The following is a 17,406-nucleotide window of genomic DNA, read 5'->3' as shown; positions in this document are numbered from 1 at the left end:
GAAATAGTTTAATCCTGAATTTGAATAAAGGCAAATTGTGCGAAGTCAAAGAGTCCTTGGTCGGTAATTTTCAATGAAGGAATCACGGGCAGGGCCATGAAAGAAAGGGTCAAGAACGGATCGAAGGTTAGCGGTGAAATTTTGGCAAAGGCTTCGTTTAGGGTCTGCTGCTTTTGAATTAATCCTTCGTAAGGCAAATCAGACATCAAACCGCCGATAGGTAATGGTAAGGTCGTCACCTGACCGTTTTTGACAACCACTTGGCCACCACCGATTTTCTTGAGGGTTTCAACGGCCAAGACCATATCGTCGTCATTGACACCAGCAACGATCAAGTTGTGGGAATCGTGAGCAATGGTTGAGGCGATAGCGCCATCTTTTAGAGAAAGGCCCTTGATGATACCCAGACCGTGGCCGAGGTCGTGGTAGCGTTCAATCACGGCCACCTTGGCAAAGGTTTCGTTTGGTGCGAATTGACCGTCTGCATCAACTGGCACCATTTCGACCTGGTGCTTCGTGGTGATGTGGTGGGGCTCAATTTCAATCACGTGGGCTGGCTTACTGGCATCTAATGGCAAGGCCAAATCGGCTTTGCTAAAGGTCAAATTGATTTGCTGACCGGGAAGGCGCAAGACGTCTTCTTGCTCATTTTGAAAGAATTGGCCACCGACCATGACCTGGTCAATGGTAACTTGCTTTGGATCAGTCAGTATGACCAAATCGGCCTCGAAACCAGGAGCTAAGGCACCGACATTTTGCAGGTGGTGGGCGGTTGCACCGTTATAAGAAGCCAGGGTGTAGGCCAATTCGGGTGTGAGACCATTCTCGATGGCCAAGGCGATGTTGAAGTTGATGGAGCCTTCTTTTTGGATGTCCGCGGCTGATTTATCATCGGTAGCAAAGGCGAAGTGACCTTCGTTGGCCTTTGTTACGGCCGGTAGGAGGGCGAGCTCGTCGCGTTCAACGGTTCCTTCGCGCAAGAAGACGGCCATGCCGGCGTTAACACGGTCGAGGGCTTCTTTTTTGCTGGTGGCCTCGTGGTCGGTGTCGATACCATAGGCGCGGTAGATGGCTAGTTCAGCCGGACCTAGCCCAGCCCCGTGGCCATCAACGTGACGGTGGGCCTCCTTTGCATCTGCAATCTTTTGCAACATATCGTCCTGGGCGTTAGCGACTGCTGGAAAGTCCATTACTTCGGCTAAACCGGCAATTTCTGGATGTTGGTAGAAGGGACGCAGGGCGTCCGCATCTAAGATGGCACCAGCGTGCTCAAAGGGCGTGGCTGGCACGGAAGATGGCAACATATAGTGGATGTGCAATGGTGTCTTCTTGGCAGAATCGAGCATGTACTGGATACCCGAAATACCGGCCACGGAAGCAATTTCGTGTGGGTCGGCGAAGATTCGGGTAACGCCGTTTTCAAGAGAAAGACGGCCGAATTCAGAAGGGGTTAGCAAAGATGATTCGATGTGAAGGTGCGCATCGATAAAGCCGGGCACGAGCCAGCGATCGTGGCAATCGATAGTGGTCTTGGCCTCCAAGTCCTGGTTATCACCGACAAAGATAATCTTTTTGTCTTTAATCCAGACATCCTTTTCCTCAAATTCCTGATTAAAGACGTTTAAGACTTGACCGCCGGTAAGACGGTAATCGACTTGCTGTACCATTGTGCACTCCTTTTTTCGTTTTGAATTTTATCTAGTTTAGCACATGTCAGCCGGGCTTTGGAACTGATTTAAACGCCTGGAAAATCAGCTGTGTGAAGAAAGTTGACTACTGTTGGTCATTTAGTCTATACCAATTATTAATTTTGGGATTGACTAAGCCATGAATACTGATAGAATAGCAGTTGTTAACTTAAAAAGTATTACCAAACCAATTTTTTTGAAAGCGAGAAATTTTGTATGTGTGGAATTGTTGGAGTAACCGGTGTTGAACAGGCTTTGCCATGTCTTTTGCATGGTTTGCAAAAGTTGGAATACCGTGGTTACGATTCTGCCGGTGTTTATCTGATGGATAATGCAGGCAATGATGCCTATATTCGTGAGAAGGGCCGGGTTGCCAAATTAGCTGAAAAGGCGAAGGCCAACGGCTTTATTGGTACTTCTGGTATTGCGCATACTCGTTGGGCAACCCACGGGAACGTGACGATTGAAAACGCCCACCCACAAAAGTCAGCCGATGACCGTTTTTACTTGGTTCACAACGGTGTCATCGAAAACTACCAAGAGTTGAAGGCTGAATACTTGCCAGGTGTTCACTTTGTTTCTGAAACGGATACGGAAGTTGCTGTTCAATTGGTTGACAAGTTTGCTACTGAAGATGGTTTGTCAAACGTTGAAGCCTTCCGGAAGATGATTTCTTTGTTGGGTGACAACTCAGCTTATGGCTTCTTGTTGATTGATACGAAGGAACCTGGTACTTTGTTTGCCGCTAAGAAGAAGTCACCACTTTTGGTTGGTGTCTCTGACCATGGGAACGTGGTGACGTCTGATGCCGCTGCCATGATTGACGTGACCAAGGAATTTATCGAATTGCGTGATGGAGATATCGCCATTATCAAGCCAGGTTCAGTGGCCGTCTATGACGCTAATGAAGAACCAGTTGACCGTGAACACTTTACATTGGAAATTGACCCAGAAGACACTGATAAGGGTGCTTATCCTTACTACATGTTGAAGGAAATTGATGAACAAGCGGTCGTTGCTCGCAACATTGCTGCTCATTACTTCGATGAAGAGGGACAGTTGCAAGGAATCGGTTGTGCCATCACCGACAAGATGAAGGAAGCGGACCGCCTGTACATTGTGGCAGCTGGAACTTCGTACCACGCCGGTTTGGTTGGAAAGCGTTACTTCGAACAATGGGCGCAGATTCCAACGGAAGTGCACATTGCTTCGGAATTTGCTTATGACCAACCAATGTTGTCAGCTAAGCCATTCTTTATCTTCTTGTCTCAGTCTGGTGAAACGGCTGATTCTCGTGAAGTGTTGGATAACGTCAAGAAGCAGGGCTTCCCAGCCTTGACGTTGGCCAACGTGATGAATTCAACGTTGACCCGCGAAGCTGATTTTGCCTTGCCAGTCTTGGCCGGCCCAGAAATCGCCGTGGCCTCAACCAAGGCCTATACAGCCCAAGTTTTGGTTCAAGCCATCTTAGCTTCAGCCTTGGGGAACCCTGGCTTTGATTTGAAGGCCGAATTGGCTAAGGTTGCTGTTGAAATTTCAGCTATCACGGACGAAAAGGAAACCTTTAAGAAGATTGCCGAAACGGCCTTAAAGGACCAAAAGTCAGCCTTTTATATCGGTCGTGGCTTGGATGCTGCGGTTGCTTTGGAAGCGGCTTTGAAGTTGAAAGAAATCTCTTACGTGCAGACAGAAGGATTTGCAGCCGGGGAATTGAAGCACGGTACGATTTCTTTGATTGAGGATGGCACACCGGTCTTCGCATTGTTGACGCAGAAGAAAACGGCCGGATTACTCCGTGGTGAAGTGGCTCAGGTTGCTGCCCGTGGTGCTAATACGGTTGTGATCGCTTCAAAGAGCTTGACTAAGGATGGCGATGCTTTTGTTTTGCCTGAAGTGGAAGAATTGTTAATGCCAATCTTGGCTGTTATCCCAGCCCAATTGATTGCTTATTATGCAACATTGGACCGCCATTTGGATGTTGATCGTCCTCGTAACCTGGCAAAATCAGTCACGGTTCAATAAAGTGTTTGGCTGCCCAATTATCAAAAAACAACACTAGTAACCAAAATGTCGGCGAATTTTAGCCGGCATTTTTTTGTTTGCCCGCTTTTTTCTGGTAAAATAGTGAGGAATGAATTAAATGACGAAAGTCGGACGGAGACAAAACGATGAGCCTGTTGGCAAAGGTATTTTCACATAAAAAGAAACATTTAGTCGGTCATCACTTGGTCTTAAATGAATTAAAGATTCCAAAGCACTTAGCCATTATTATGGATGGAAATGGTCGTTGGGCCAAAAAACGGCATATGCCCCGGGTTGCGGGTCATAAGCAAGGGATGGAGACGGTCAAGACGGTTACTAAATTAGCCTCTTCTGCTGGTGTCTCGGTTTTGACACTCTATGCCTTTTCAACGGAAAATTGGTCCCGACCCAAGGATGAGGTTTCCTTTTTAATGAAGCTACCGGTCACTTTCTTTGATACCTTTGTGCCAGAGCTAATTGAACAAAACGTTCGGGTGGAAACCATTGGTGATATTAATGCCTTGCCCGAAGCAACCAAAAAGGCGGTTTACGACGCTAAGGAACAAACCAGTCAAAATACTGGGATGGTTTTGAACTTTGCCTTGAACTATGGTGGCCAAAAAGAAATTGTTGATGCCGCAGCTGTACTGGCTAAAAAGGTGCAGGAAGGCGAAATGGCGGCTGAAGACATTAACCCAGCGGCCTTTGCTGCTGAATTAACGACAGGCTTCTTAGGTGACTTGGCCGATCCTGATTTGATTATTCGGACCTCTGGTGAAGAACGACTCTCGAACTTCTTACCTTATCAGGCCGCCTATTCGGAGTTTTACTTTACGCCGGTTCTTTGGCCTGATTTTGACCAAGAACAGTTGGAATTGGCACTGGAGAGTTTTACCAAGCGTGATCGTCGCTTTGGTAAGGTCAGCTCATAAAATCAGTAATCACGACATCTAGTCACTACCCGGATGCAAAAGAGGGTGGCATAAACGAAAAAAAGATTTAAATTTTGAAAGTGAGAAATTCCGATGAAAACGCGGATTATTACGGCCGTTTTGGCCTTGATTGTTTTTATTCCCTTAATTATTATTGGGGACTTACCATTGCTAGTTTTGACCATTGCTTTGGGAATTGTGGCGATGAGTGAAGTTTTGAAGATGACCCACACGCTATTGGTTTCTTTTGAAGCCCTGATTTCTTATATCGGAGTTGTCGCTATCATCCTGCCGAAAGATTTTTGGCAAAGTGGCTTTTGGCCGGCAACGGTTAATAGCCAATCCGTGATTTACGGTCTGGCCTTTTTGTTCCTTGCTCGAACGGTTTTTGCTAAGAAGAGCTTTAATTTCCAGGATGCTGGTACGCTATTTTTGGCCATGGTTTATATTGGAACAGGATTCCACTATTTCTACTTGGCTGATTTCCGTGGTTTATCCGTCTTATTCTTCGGAATGCTTTTGGTTTGGTTGACAGATTCATTTGCTTACTTTGTCGGCAAAGCCTTTGGTAAACACAAGCTGTCACCGAACCTCTCACCTAACAAGACCTGGGAAGGTTCTGTTGGTGGGACAGTGATTGCGGTGGTTGTTGTGGTTACCTTGTATGCTTTGACCAATGCTTTGCCATATGCCGTCTGGGATTTGGTCATCATGGCTGTTTTGCTGTCAATCGCTGGTCAAATCGGCGATTTGATTGAATCTGCTTTGAAGCGTCACTTTGGCGTTAAGGATTCTGGCCGGATTTTGCCAGGCCACGGTGGTATCTTAGACCGCTTTGACTCGATGTTGGTCGTGATGCCCTTGATGGCTGTCTTGGGGATGCTTCAGTAACATCCAAAACCTGTTGTCTGGCTGCTTTTTTTCAGCTAAATTAGAACAAGAACTTTGTAGCTATTTTTAAGGATGAAATAAATGAACATCACTGCGATTATCGCTTTTTTGATTGTTTTTGGCCTGTTGGTCGGTTTCCATGAATTTGGACACTTTATTGTCGCCAAAAAATCAGGTGTCTTGGTTCGTGAATTTGCTATTGGCATGGGCCCAAAAATTTTATCATGGTATAAGAATCAAACGGCTTATACGATTCGTCTTTTACCCGTGGGTGGCTATGTGCGCATGGCGAGCGAGATGGAAAAGGATGAGCTCGAAGCTGGGCAGCGTTTTCGACTGGTCTTAAATCAGGCCGGCGAAGTTGAAAGCATGGATGAGCGGGTTGACCAGGATGGCCCCGGCTTCTTTTTCCAAGTCGATTCAGCTGATTTGGTCCATGACATGACCATGACCGGTTACCGTCAGGATGAAGAAAACTTGCAAACGTTGACGGTTGCCCAAACGGCGATTAAGACCGACCAAGAGGGGATTACTACGCGTATTGCTCCCGCAAGCACGTGGGTTGAATCAGCGCCTGTTTGGAAACGGTTGTTGATTAACTTTGCGGGGCCGGCGATGAACTTTATTTTGGCTATTTTAGCTGCCGGAATCTTAAGTTTTGCCTTGCCTTCAGTTCACTTTAATGAACCAATTATTGGCCAGGTGGTCAAGAGTGAACCAGCCGCTCAGGCTGGTATCCAGCCTGGCGATAAGATTTTGGCAGTCAACGGTCAAAGCGTTCAGAGCTTTACTGATTTTGCTAATGAGGTGACGAAGAAGGCCGACCAATCACTGCAATTGAAAATCAGTCGGTCAGGCAAGACATTGAATAAAACTGTAACGCCTGAATTGATCGAGGTTTCAGGACAAAAACAAATTCGAATCGGGGTTGGGGTGAAAAGTTACCGCGATCCGCTGTCAAGAATTAAGTTTTCTCTCCTCAATACGGGTACATGGTTTACCCAAGTAGGTAACGGAATCAAGGATCTTTTTGTGGGTGGCTTTTCAATCAACAAACTGGGTGGCCCCGTGATGTTAGCCAAGACAACTGCCCAGGCATCGCACCAAGGATTTGTTACGGTGCTAGCCTTGCTGGGACTGCTATCGGTTAACCTGGGCTTAATCAATCTTTTACCAATTCCGCCATTAGATGGTGGTAAAATCTTTTTAGACCTTATTGAAGGAATCTTCAGGCGACCTGCGCCTGCCTGGTTAGCAACAACATTGACTGGTGCTGGAACAGCCTTGCTGGTTGTCTTGATGATCCTAGTGACCATTAAGGACTTGGGTCAATAATGATTTACAAATAATGTTATTCGCTTTTTCATGACAGGCCATTGCCTATTAATTAAAATTAGTCGAAAGAAGGACTTTATGAAACAATCACAGCTTTTCATGCCAACCTTGCGGGAGATTCCCGCTGACGCCGAAGTAAAATCACATCAGTTGCTCTTGAAGGCCGGTTACATTCGACCCGTTACAGCTGGAATGTTTGCTTACTTACCATTGGCAAAGCGTGTGTTGAACAAAATTGAAGCCATCATCCGTGAAGAAATGGATGCGGTGGATGCCAACGAAATGTTGGTGCCTGAAGTTTTGCCAGCTGAATTGTGGGAGCGGTCAGGCCGTTATGCGACTTACGGTCAGGATTTATATAAGTTTAAGAACCGTCAGGACCGTGATTTTATCTTGGGTCCAACGCACGAAGAGACTTTTACGGAACTTTTTGCTAACGATGTGAAGTCTTACAAGAAGTTGCCATTATTGGTTTATCAAATTCAAGCCAAGTTCCGTGATGAAGGTCGTCCACGTTTTGGCCTTTTGCGGACGCGTGAATTTATTATGAAGGATGCCTATTCATTCTCAGCTGATCAAGCTGGTTTGGATGCTGCCTTTACGAAGATGGAAGTAGCTTACGTGAAAATCTTTGATCGAATTGGCATTGATTACCGGGTAATCGTTGGTGATGCTGGTGCCATGGGTGGTTCTGATTCAAAGGAATTCTCAGCACCCGCAGCTGCTGGGGAAGACACGATTGTTTATTCTGATCAAAGCGAATATGCAGCTAACTTGGAAATGGCCAAGGATGCTTATGTTCGCCAGGAAAATCCACAAGAGGGTCAAGAATTAGCTGAATTACAAAAGATTGATACGCCAAATGCAAAAACGATTGCAGAATTGGCAGAACTTTTGGATGAGGATCCAGCTCAGCTAGTGAAGACAATCATGGTTATCACTCCTGACCAAGACTTGGTTGCTGTTGTGACAACTGGTGACTTTGAAGTGAACTTGGTTAAGGTCCAAAATCATTTGGGTTATCCAGAAGTTGAATTGGCCGATGAAGGATTGGTTAAGGAAACTGTTGGGGCATCATTTGGCTCATTAGGACCAGTTGGTTTGCCAGAAAACGTTCAATTACTGGTTGACGAGCGTGCCGCTGATTTGCTCAACTTTGCCGCAGGAGCCAATGAAGATGGCAAGCACCTCTTGAACGTGAACTGGGGTCGCGATGTTGAATTGGCGGATGACCGGGTTGCTGATTTTCGGACGGCAAAGGAAGGTGACCTTTCCGTTGACGGTAAGGGAAAGCTACAATTCACCAAGGGAATCGAAATTGGCCACATTTTCAAACTAGGAACAAAGTATTCAAAGGCCTTGGGTGCCCAAGTACTTGATGAAAATGGCCGGAATACTGACATGATTATGGGTTCTTATGGCATTGGCGTTTCTCGTTTGTTGGCTGCGATTGCAGAACAAAAGAGTGACGACAAGGGATTGGTTTGGCCAGCAAGCGTTGCGCCATTCGATGTTCACCTTGTGCCCATCAACTTGAAGGATGATGACCAGGCCAAGGTCACGGCTGAATTGGAAGCTTCATTGACTGCCCAAGGATTAGAAGTCTTGGTTGATGACCGTAAGGAACGTCCAGGTGTCAAGTTCGCCGATGCTGATTTGATTGGTTTGCCAATTCGCATTACGATTGGTAAGAAGGCTGGTGAAGGGATTGTGGAAGTCACTGTCCGTGGTACCCAATCTGAATTTGAAATGCGTATTTCAGAAGTAAATGAATCGATTGCCGTCTTATTAGATGGGCAAGAAGATGCACAGTAAGTTTGACAAAAAGCCGATGTAGATCGGCTTTTTGCTGTCATAGAAAGGTTTTTGTATGCCGCTGAGCCCAAAAGAACAATTAGAACAATTACTCACCCAAACGAAGCAAGGGGAAGAGAACCGGGCGTATTTTCAAGGTGGGTACTTAAAGGCGGTTGAGGTTAATCCGGTTGAAAAGTCTTGGCGCTTTGTCTTGGCAGTAAATCAGGTTTTGCCATTCCAGGTTTATCTGAGTTTTTCCCAAGGTCTAAAAGGAAACTTCCAACACGTTTCCTCAGTTGATTTGGCCATTGAAGCGGCTGATATAACAGTTAGCGACGAAGTGATTCGCGACTATTTTCACCTCGCCTTGACCAAAACCAGTCTGCCTTTTGCCGTTGGGCAACAGTTAGCGGCTTCTTCTCAAATCAATTTGGCGAAAGACCGTCAGGTATTGATTGCCACGGCAATGCCTAATTTGGCTGCTGCCATGACGAAAAACATTTTGGCTGAATTACAGAGTGTCTATCAAAGTTTTGGCTTGCCTGATTTGGCCTTTGCCATCCAAATCGACGAAAAGATGCAGGAAAAGTTGTCGCAAGATTACCAGTCTCACCATCAGGCTGTTCAAGAAAGTATCAATCAGGCCATTGAAAAGGCCAATGCGGCCAAGCCAAAGAAGTCTGCATCTGGGGTTGCACTGCGCCTTGGCCGCGCTATTAACGCGGATATCCCGGTCACTCGCTTAGAGGAAATTGATGGTGAGGAGTCGCGGGTCGTCGTTGAAGGCTTTGTCTTTGCCGATGAAGTTCGCGAACTGCGGTCTGGTCGTAAATTAATGACCTTAAAGATTACGGACTACTCTTCATCAATTACGGCGAAGAAGTTTTCAAATAATGAGCAGGACGAGGCTGTCTTCGATCAATTAAAGGCGGGTCAGTGGGTGAAGGTCCGAGGAAACGTGCAAGAAGATACCTACGCTCGCGAATTAGCCTTAAACATCTATGACCTTCAAGTCGTTGACCACGAAAAGCGATCCGAACCCTATGAGGGCGAGGAAAAGCGCATCGAACTGCATGCTCACACCAATATGTCTGGGATGGATGCGGTCACTGATTTTAACGGTTTGGCTGGCCTTGCTGAAAATTGGGGCCAGACGACGCTGACGGTCATGGACAACGGCAACGTTCAAGGGTATCCAACGGCGATTGCTGCGGCCAAAAAGCATAATTTGAAAATGATTTATGGTATGGAAGCCAACGTCGTTGAGGATGGTGATCCGATTGCCTATAACACCAAAGACTTAGACCTTTTGGCTAAGGACCAAACCTATGTCGCCTTCGATTTGGAAACGACGGGGTTGTCGGCCGTTTCGGACCGAATTATTGAATTATCGGCCGTGAAGATGGAACTGGGGAACGTGGTTGACAAGTTCTCAGAATATATCAATCCTGGTTTCCCACTGTCCGAATTTACGACGAACCTAACGTCGATTACCGATGCCATGGTGGCTAACGCCAAACCCGAAAAGGATGTGATTAATGCCTTTCGGGAATGGGCCGCTGGGACAATTTTGATTGGCCATAACGTGACTTTTGATGTGGATTTCTTGAATGCTACCTATGACCGATATAATGAAGAAGCGATTTCAAATCCTGTGATCGATACTTTGACCCTAACGCGTTGGCTGTATCCTGACTATAAGTCTTACCGTTTGGGTACTTTAGCCAAGAAATTTAGTATCGAGTTGGAGCAGGCCCACCGAGCCATTTACGATGCCGAAACGACCGGCCACTTGGCTTGGAAGTTACTAAAAGAGGCTAAGGAACGCTTTGACCTATCAAACCTGAATCAGTTAAACGATCATATGCTCGATGGTGGGGCTTGGCGTCATGGCCGGCCATTTCACCTGTCTGTCTTGGTGCAAAACGAGACTGGCCTAAAAAATCTGTATCGCCTGGTTTCGGAATCAAACGTCCTCTACTTTAACAAGGTGCCACGAATTCCGCGGTCAGTTCTGGTTAAATATCGGGAAGGACTGTTGATTGGAACCGGCGATACTGATGGTGATGTGATTGTCACGCTGATTGAAAAGGGTTACCAAGCGGCTAAGAAAAAAGCTGCTTTTTACGATTACTTGGAAATTCAGCCATTGGCGAATTATCAGCCAATGTTGGATAGCCAACTGATTGCCAATAAAAGTAAGCTGGAAAAGCTGATCAAGGAAATGATTCAGCTTGGTCAGGAATTGAATAAGCCGGTTGTGGTAACGGGCGACGTCAAGTATACGAACCCCGAAGACAAAATTTATCGAAGCATTCTGATTGGATCACAACCAGGAAATCCGTTGAACCGAACAAACTTGCCGGATTTGCACTTCCGCACAACCCAAGATTTGCTTGACCAGTTTGATTTCTTGGGTGAGGATGAGGCCAAGCAAGTCGTCATCGCGAACACGCACGCCATTGCAAATCAGGTGGAGGATATTTCACCGTTGAAGGAGGGATCATTTCCACCTAAGATTCCAGAAGCCGGTGATGAATTACGCGAAAAGACCTTTGCTGCTGCCAAGGAAGCTTACGGTGATCCACTGCCCGAGTTGATTCAAGAACGAATCGACCGGGAGTTGAAGTCAATTATCGGTAATGGCTTTGCGCCGCACTACATGATTGCCCAACGTCTGGTGGCTAAGTCCAATAAGGACGGCTACCTGGTTGGTTCTCGTGGATCGGTTGGATCATCCTTCGTGGCCACGATGTCTGGAATTACCGAAGTTAATCCCTTGCCACCACATTATCGGTCGGCTCATGGCGATTACTTTGAGTTAGCCGATGAAAAGAAGTATGGTTCGGGCTATGATTTGCCTGATAAGGAAGACCCAAACCATCCTGGTGAAATGCTGATTGGTGACGGGCAAAATATTCCTTTCGAAACCTTCATGGGCTTCACCGGAAATAAGGTCCCTGATATCGATTTGAACTTCTCGGGTGACTACCAGCCGATTGCCCATAACTATATGAAGGTGATGTTCGGGGAAAAGAAGGTTTACCGTGCCGGCACGATTGCGACCGTGGCTGAAAAGACGGCCTTTGGTTATGTGAAGGCCTACGAACGTGACCATGATAAGCATTACCGTGGTGCCGAAGTAGAACGGTTGGCTTCCGGGATTACCGGGGTCAAGCGAACGACGGGGCAGCACCCCGGTGGTATTCTAATTGTTCCAGCCGACTATGATATTTATGATTTCACGCCGGTGCAATATCCAGCCGATGACCAAACGGCCTTGTGGCAAACGACCCACATGGATTATCATTCCATTCACGATAATCTTTTGAAGATGGATATTCTGGGACATGATGATCCCACGATGGTCCGGACGCTGAAGGATTTGTCCGGGATTGACCCACAGTCAATTCCAGCTAATGACCCCGGCGTTTTGAGCCTCTTTACCTCAACCGAGGCCTTAGGGGTAACACCTGAGCAAATTAATTCGAAGACCGGGACCCTTGGGTTGCCGGAATTTGGAACGAACTTTGTGCGGGGCATGCTGGAAGATACACAACCACACACCTATTCGGAATTGTTACAGATTTCTGGTCTGTCTCACGGAACGGATGTGTGGTTGGGGAATGCTCACGACTTAGTTGAAAACGGAACAGCCACAATCGCGACGGTGATTGGAACCCGTGATAAAATTATGACTGATTTGATTGGTTATGGACTGCCTTCAGAAGATGCCTTTAACATTATGGAAAAGGTTCGAAAGGGTAAGGGCATTACTGATGAGTACCAGGCACTGATGCGCAAGCATGAGGTGCCGGAGTGGTATATCGAATCTTGTTTGAAGATTAAGTATATGTTCCCTCGGGCCCACGCGGCGGCCTACGTGTTGATGGCGCTGCGGATTGCCTACTTTAAGGTTTACTTCCCAGCGGTCTATTACGCGACTTATTTTTCAGTCCGGGCTTCGGCCTTTGATGTAGTTGCCATGGCTCGTGGTAAGGAAGCGGTTAAATCAGCCATCGCCAAGATTCGTGACCTCGGTAATGATGCCACCAAGGGTGACCAAGATTTGCAGACCGTATTAGAGATGGCCAATGAGGCCTTAGAACGGGGAATTTCCTTTAAGATGGTCGATCTTTACCAATCAGAAGCGACGGATTGGGTCATTGATGGTAATGAATTAATCCCACCGTTTTCAACGATTCCTGGTTTGGGTGACAACGTGGCCAAGCAAATTGTGGCAGCCCGTGCCGAAAAGAAGTTTATCAGTAAGGAAGACTTGAAAAAGCGGGGGAAGGTCTCCCAGACCATCATCGAGTTCTTAACGTTGCACTCGGTCATCTCGGACTTGCCGGATGAAAATCAGTTGTCTTTGTTTGACTTTTAGGTCAGGCTATCAGATGGTTCGTGTTTACTTTTTAGATAGGGCTGTCGGGTGGTTGATACTTGATTTTCAAGTAGGGCAGTCAGACAGGTTACGTTTTTTTCTAGGCAAGACCACCAGATAGTCAACGTCTGCTTTTGAAGTAAGACTGTCAGAACGCTAATGTTTGATTTTTCAGCAGGACCGTGAGATAGTTAAGACAAAAGTGCACCACTGCTGTGGCGGATATCAGCAGTTATCAAAAAAATAAGAAAAGGAGCCGGCGCTTTGCCAGCCGGATATCATGCAATCATTTTTTAAACTCAAGGAAAATAACACCACGGTGCGCCGTGAAGTGGTTGCCGGGATTACGACTTTCGTGTCCATGGCTTACATTTTCTTCTTGAACCCACAAATTTTAGGACAAACGGGGATGCCGGCTTTGGCTGTCTTCGTGGCAGCCATTATCGTTGCTGTTTTTGGAACCTTGGCGATGGGCTTGTATGCCAACGTTCCCTTTGCCCTAGCTCCCGGAATCGGGATGCAGGCCTACTTCACTTATACCATTGTCTTTGGCTTTGGCTTTAAATGGCAACAGGCTTTGGCCATCGTCTTCTTGGTTGGAATTTTGGATGTCATTATTACGCTAACCCATGGTCGTCAAGCAATTGTGAAAGCCATTCCAACTGAGTTAAAGGCCGCAATCGGTGGTGGGTTAGGTGTCTTTGTAACCTATATTGGTTTGAAGAATGCCGGCTTCATCAACTTTGTGATTGACGGCAACAACTTGATTACCGTTAACGATAAGGCCTACAATGGTGGGTCAGTTCACGGACCATTGACTTCATTGTTGGCCTCTGGTGGGGTAACGCCAGAATTAACGAAGTTTACGCAATCACCAGCACTTTTGGCCTTGATTGGCTTGCTTTTGTTGACCTTTATGTTGATTAAAAAGGTCCCAGGTGCATTTTTGATTACGTTGGTTGCAACGACTTTGATTGGTATCCCAATGGGTGTGACAGACGTGCATATGTCAGCAGCCACCTCTTTACCACACGCTTTTTCTGAATTTTCATCAACCTTTGGTGCTGCCTTTGGGCCACACGGCATGCAGTCACTCTTTGGTACTTGGCAAAAGACCATTTTGGCGGTCGTTACGATTTTCGCCATGGGCTTGACTGGCTTGTTTGATGCCATTGGAACTTTGATTGGAATTGGTAACCAGACGGGTATCTTCTCCAAGGAAGATCAAGAAGCCTTTGTTGCTGATAACTCCTTCAATTCTAAGATGGATAAGGCTTTGGTCGTTGATACCTTTACGACGACCTTGGCTGGGGCTGTTGGAACTTCGAATACAACAACTTTTATTGAATCAGCGACCGGGGTCGCCGCGGGTGGTCGAACTGGTTTGGCCAACGTAGTGACTTCAGTTGGCTTCCTGTTGATGCTCTTTTTGGCACCATTGGTCTCAATTGTGCCAACGGCCGCCATTGCACCGCTTTTGATTGTAGTTGGAATCATGATGATGGCTGAATTTAAGAAGATTGATTGGGCGGATTTGGCGGTTGCCTTGCCAGCCTTCTTTACGTCAATTTTCATGGCCTTCTCTTATTCAATTTCTTATGGAATTGCCGCCGGCTTTATTTTCTATATTGTGGTTAAGATTGCTCAAAAGCAATTTAAGACGTTGTCACCAATCTTGTTGGTGATTACCGCCTTCTTCTTAATTAATTTTATCCTGATTGCCATTATTTAAAACAAATCAGGATTGAAAGATGACTTTGGTCGTCTTTTTTTGTTGGCAAATTTTGGTCCTGATTTTACAGAAAGAAGACTTTTACCAAGCGATTCAGGCCGTTTTTTGCTATAATAGAGCTATGAAATATGGAACAGTAAAAATTTGGCAAGCCGAACGCGGCTATGGCTATATCACACCCGATCAAAAGGGACCGGACGTTTACGTCCACTTTAACGGCATTGCTGGAGATGGTTTTAAATCTCTCCACCAGGGGCAACGAGTAGCTTATGTCCTGGTTCAAGGCAAGGACGCTTTTCAAGCTGCTCAAGTCCGGGTTATCGACGGAAAGGACTAAGCATGGCGGAAAAAGAACGGTTTTTATCAAAGCAGGACGTTTACCAGGGTAAGATTTTCTCTGTTGAGAAGCGCCAGGTGGAACTTGCTGACGGTAGTCAGGCGCAACGCGATATCGTGCACCATGCCTTGGCCGTTGGTATCTTGCCATTAGTAGATGCCGATCACGCTATTTTAGTTCGTCAATGGCGCGCTGCAGCTGATGACTTTGTCCTAGAAATTCCGGCTGGAAAAGTAGACAATCGCGACCATGGTAACGAAGAGGAATCTGCACGACAGGCAGCTATCCGGGAATTGAACGAAGAGATTCGTTTTCATCCTCGTTCTTTGACTAAGTTTGCGACCGTTTATGAAGCCATTGGCTTTACGGATGCAAGAATTGTCCTTTACCTGGCAACCGATATGACGGCTCTAGCAAATGATGATCAACTGCCACAGGACCACGGGGAATCTTTAGACCTATTGACGGTTTCCCATGATGAAATGACCGTACTGTATCAACGAGGTGAACTCAATGATCAAAAGACATTGACGGCTTATTTCTATTGGACAAATTGGAGATTAACAAATGGCAAATAATCATTTTTTCACCCGGTCACGGCAAAGCCGTGAAGATAAGAAGCGGGCAAAGATGCGTCGACAGGTTGAACGCGAATATGAAAAGGCTCATCCGGATGAAATCACAGTGGTAGAACCAGAAAATCGAGCCGAGATGCGCTTGACGAAAAAAGGCCGCTTTGAACTCGGATCAAATGGTGAATTAACGGAAAAGGGTAAGACGGACCGCCTAGCATACCGCTATAACCGTGGCATGATTTTTGTGGCGGCTTTGATTGTCTTGACTTATCTCTTCTTTTTCTTTGTCAACTTTAATTAAAAATCAGTGAGGACACCTACTTTGAAAGTTGGAATTATTACCCCAATGCCGGAAGAAAAAAAGGCATTGACGAATGCTATTAAAAACCCCGTCGAAAAAAGCTTTGCTGATTTAACAGTTTTGGTCGGTGAATATGCCGGTCAAGAAATCTTTTTAGCGGAATCAGGGATTGGTAAGGTTGCTGCCGCAACGGCAACGACGATTTTGACCCAGGTCTTCCATGTGGACGTGGTCATCAACACCGGTTCTGCCGGTGCATTGCAGCCGAAATTGGCTATTGGTGACTTGGTCATCGGTACGAAGTTGACATACTTTGATGCCGACGTCACAGTCTTCGGCTATGATTTTGGTCAGTTGCCAGCCCAACCAGCCTACTTCGAGGCTGATGCGGATTTGGTTAAAGCATTTGAGGCCTTGACGGATAGCCAGGCTGGTTTGATTGTGTCTGGTGATAGCTTTGTTCAGCAGGACAAAAAAGAAGAAATTAAACAACAATTCCCCAAGGTCCTCTTGGCCGAAATGGAAGGGGCAGCCGTTGCGCAGGTCGCAACGCGCTTTGACGTGCCGTTTATTGTTTTGCGGGGCGTTTCTGATTTGGCCAATGGTGAATCATCTGTGACCTTTGACGAGTTTGTTGTCGAGGCCGGCCAAAAATCAGCCCAGTTATTACTGGCTTACCTGGATTCATTGTCTGCCTAAAGAGCGGACAGCCAGCGATCGAAAATATTTGAAAACAGAGGATAAAAAATCATGATTGCAGTTTATAATCAAGCAGCAGTTGGCGATATTTTGATGTTAACCTTTGCCCCAGCAACGGGGAAGGTTGCCCAAGAAACCAAGGGGCAGGTGACCAAGGTTGTCGATGCCGAAAGTAAGCAAACATTGGGCATCAACATTGAAGGTGTCGGTGCAACTTTGGCATTGACCGACCAAGCTGGTCAAGTCTTTTTGACGGAAAGCCAAGTGGCACAAGTTAACCAGATTTTGCAGGATGCTGGTTTTGACGATGCTATTGCCGTTGAACAATCAAACTTGGTTGTGGGCGAAGTTATTTCAATGACTGCTCACCCTGATTCTGATCACCTGCACGTGACACAGGCAAACGTTGGCAATGGTGAAAGCCTCCAAATCGTTTCTGGTTCCCCGAATATGCAAGAAGGAATCCGTGTCGTGGTTGCTAAACCTGGTTCGATGATGCCTTCAGGTGCCATTATTTGGGATGGTGCTTTGCGCGGTGTACCGTCAGCCGGCATGATTGTTTCTGGCCGCGAATTGAAGTTGCCAGGGGCACCTGATAAGCCAGGAGCCTTGGTTTTGCCAGCTGACTTTGGCCAAATTGGTCAGGCTTTTGATTTTGCTGCTGCCCAAAGTTTGTATGCGGACGGCTTGATTGATACAAACTATTAAGA

At 46.4% G+C, this 17,406-nt stretch carries 13 protein-coding genes; 12 read left to right on the top strand and 1 reads right to left on the bottom strand.

Annotated elements, in window-relative coordinates:
- Positions 1-8: 8 nt before the first annotated feature.
- Positions 9-1,667 carry an adenine deaminase gene (gene ade / locus AABI20_RS00785; RefSeq protein WP_047975235.1) on the bottom strand — a complete coding sequence of 553 codons (1,659 nt, stop codon included), beginning with the start codon at positions 1,665-1,667 and terminating at the stop codon, positions 9-11.
- Between the two features lie 237 nt (positions 1,668-1,904).
- Here ade and glmS point away from each other — a divergent pair, with 237 nt between their 5' ends.
- The 12 genes from glmS to ytpR all read left to right on the top strand — a co-directional run bounded on the left by glmS (position 1,905) and on the right by ytpR (position 17,404).
- Entirely contained in the window at positions 1,905-3,710 is a 1,806-nt protein-coding gene (gene glmS / locus AABI20_RS00780; protein ID WP_338345687.1) for a glutamine--fructose-6-phosphate transaminase (isomerizing), read from the top strand.
- Between the two features lie 146 nt (positions 3,711-3,856).
- Positions 3,857-4,642, top strand: a complete 786-nt coding sequence (locus tag AABI20_RS00775; RefSeq protein ID WP_338346517.1) for an isoprenyl transferase — start codon at positions 3,857-3,859, stop codon at positions 4,640-4,642.
- A 93-nt stretch (positions 4,643-4,735) separates the two neighbouring features.
- Complete coding sequence (locus tag AABI20_RS00770; protein WP_047975237.1) at positions 4,736-5,533, top strand: phosphatidate cytidylyltransferase; 798 nt, start codon at positions 4,736-4,738, stop codon at positions 5,531-5,533.
- An 81-nt stretch (positions 5,534-5,614) separates the two neighbouring features.
- On the top strand, positions 5,615-6,868 hold the full coding sequence (rseP, locus tag AABI20_RS00765) for an RIP metalloprotease RseP (RefSeq protein WP_288846066.1): 1,254 nt from the start codon (positions 5,615-5,617) through the stop codon (positions 6,866-6,868).
- Between the two features lie 78 nt (positions 6,869-6,946).
- Positions 6,947-8,683: a proline--tRNA ligase gene (locus AABI20_RS00760; RefSeq protein WP_338346516.1), complete on the top strand. Its 1,737-nt coding sequence runs from the start codon at positions 6,947-6,949 to the stop codon at positions 8,681-8,683.
- A 55-nt stretch (positions 8,684-8,738) separates the two neighbouring features.
- Positions 8,739-13,052, top strand: coding sequence for a PolC-type DNA polymerase III (locus tag AABI20_RS00755; protein ID WP_338345691.1), 4,314 nt, complete (start codon positions 8,739-8,741; stop codon positions 13,050-13,052).
- 280 nt (positions 13,053-13,332) lie between these two features.
- Positions 13,333-14,784, top strand: coding sequence for an NCS2 family permease (locus tag AABI20_RS00750; RefSeq protein ID WP_047975241.1), 1,452 nt, complete (start codon positions 13,333-13,335; stop codon positions 14,782-14,784).
- A 121-nt stretch (positions 14,785-14,905) separates the two neighbouring features.
- Positions 14,906-15,121, top strand: a complete 216-nt coding sequence (locus AABI20_RS00745; protein WP_288846071.1) for a cold-shock protein — start codon at positions 14,906-14,908, stop codon at positions 15,119-15,121.
- 2 nt (positions 15,122-15,123) lie between these two features.
- Positions 15,124-15,699, top strand: coding sequence for an NUDIX hydrolase (locus AABI20_RS00740; RefSeq protein WP_047975242.1), 576 nt, complete (start codon positions 15,124-15,126; stop codon positions 15,697-15,699).
- Entirely contained in the window at positions 15,689-15,997 is a 309-nt protein-coding gene (locus AABI20_RS00735) for a hypothetical protein (protein WP_047975243.1), read from the top strand. The genes AABI20_RS00740 and AABI20_RS00735 overlap by 11 nt, the downstream gene beginning before the upstream one ends.
- A gap of 21 nt (positions 15,998-16,018) precedes the next feature.
- Positions 16,019-16,696 (top strand): 5'-methylthioadenosine/adenosylhomocysteine nucleosidase, encoded by a 678-nt coding sequence (locus AABI20_RS00730; RefSeq protein ID WP_338346515.1) that lies wholly within the window; start codon positions 16,019-16,021, stop codon positions 16,694-16,696.
- Positions 16,697-16,747: 51 nt separating this feature from the next.
- Positions 16,748-17,404, top strand: a complete 657-nt coding sequence (ytpR, locus tag AABI20_RS00725) for a YtpR family tRNA-binding protein (protein ID WP_338346514.1) — start codon at positions 16,748-16,750, stop codon at positions 17,402-17,404.
- Positions 17,405-17,406: the final 2 nt, after the last annotated feature.

This window comes from Fructobacillus cardui (genome assembly GCF_963580785.1).
GTDB classification, from domain to species: Bacteria; Bacillota; Bacilli; order Lactobacillales; family Lactobacillaceae; genus Fructobacillus; species Fructobacillus cardui.
The sequence above is the reverse complement of the archived record's forward strand: the minus strand, read 5'-3'. Positions and strand labels throughout refer to the sequence as shown.

Bases quoted from the DNA above. Each gene is read 5' to 3' on its own strand.
- ade (WP_047975235.1), bottom strand. From the start codon at position 1,667: ATGGTACAGCAAGTCGATTACCGTCTTACCGGCGGTCAAGTCTTAAAC.
- glmS (WP_338345687.1), top strand. From the start codon at position 1,905: ATGTGTGGAATTGTTGGAGTAACCGGTGTTGAACAGGCTTTGCCATGT.
- AABI20_RS00775 (WP_338346517.1), top strand. From the start codon at position 3,857: ATGAGCCTGTTGGCAAAGGTATTTTCACATAAAAAGAAACATTTAGTC.
- AABI20_RS00770 (WP_047975237.1), top strand. From the start codon at position 4,736: ATGAAAACGCGGATTATTACGGCCGTTTTGGCCTTGATTGTTTTTATT.
- rseP (WP_288846066.1), top strand. From the start codon at position 5,615: ATGAACATCACTGCGATTATCGCTTTTTTGATTGTTTTTGGCCTGTTG.
- AABI20_RS00760 (WP_338346516.1), top strand. From the start codon at position 6,947: ATGAAACAATCACAGCTTTTCATGCCAACCTTGCGGGAGATTCCCGCT.
- AABI20_RS00755 (WP_338345691.1), top strand. From the start codon at position 8,739: ATGCCGCTGAGCCCAAAAGAACAATTAGAACAATTACTCACCCAAACG.
- AABI20_RS00750 (WP_047975241.1), top strand. From the start codon at position 13,333: ATGCAATCATTTTTTAAACTCAAGGAAAATAACACCACGGTGCGCCGT.
- AABI20_RS00745 (WP_288846071.1), top strand. From the start codon at position 14,906: ATGAAATATGGAACAGTAAAAATTTGGCAAGCCGAACGCGGCTATGGC.
- AABI20_RS00740 (WP_047975242.1), top strand. From the start codon at position 15,124: ATGGCGGAAAAAGAACGGTTTTTATCAAAGCAGGACGTTTACCAGGGT.
- AABI20_RS00735 (WP_047975243.1), top strand. From the start codon at position 15,689: ATGGCAAATAATCATTTTTTCACCCGGTCACGGCAAAGCCGTGAAGAT.
- ytpR (WP_338346514.1), top strand. From the start codon at position 16,748: ATGATTGCAGTTTATAATCAAGCAGCAGTTGGCGATATTTTGATGTTA.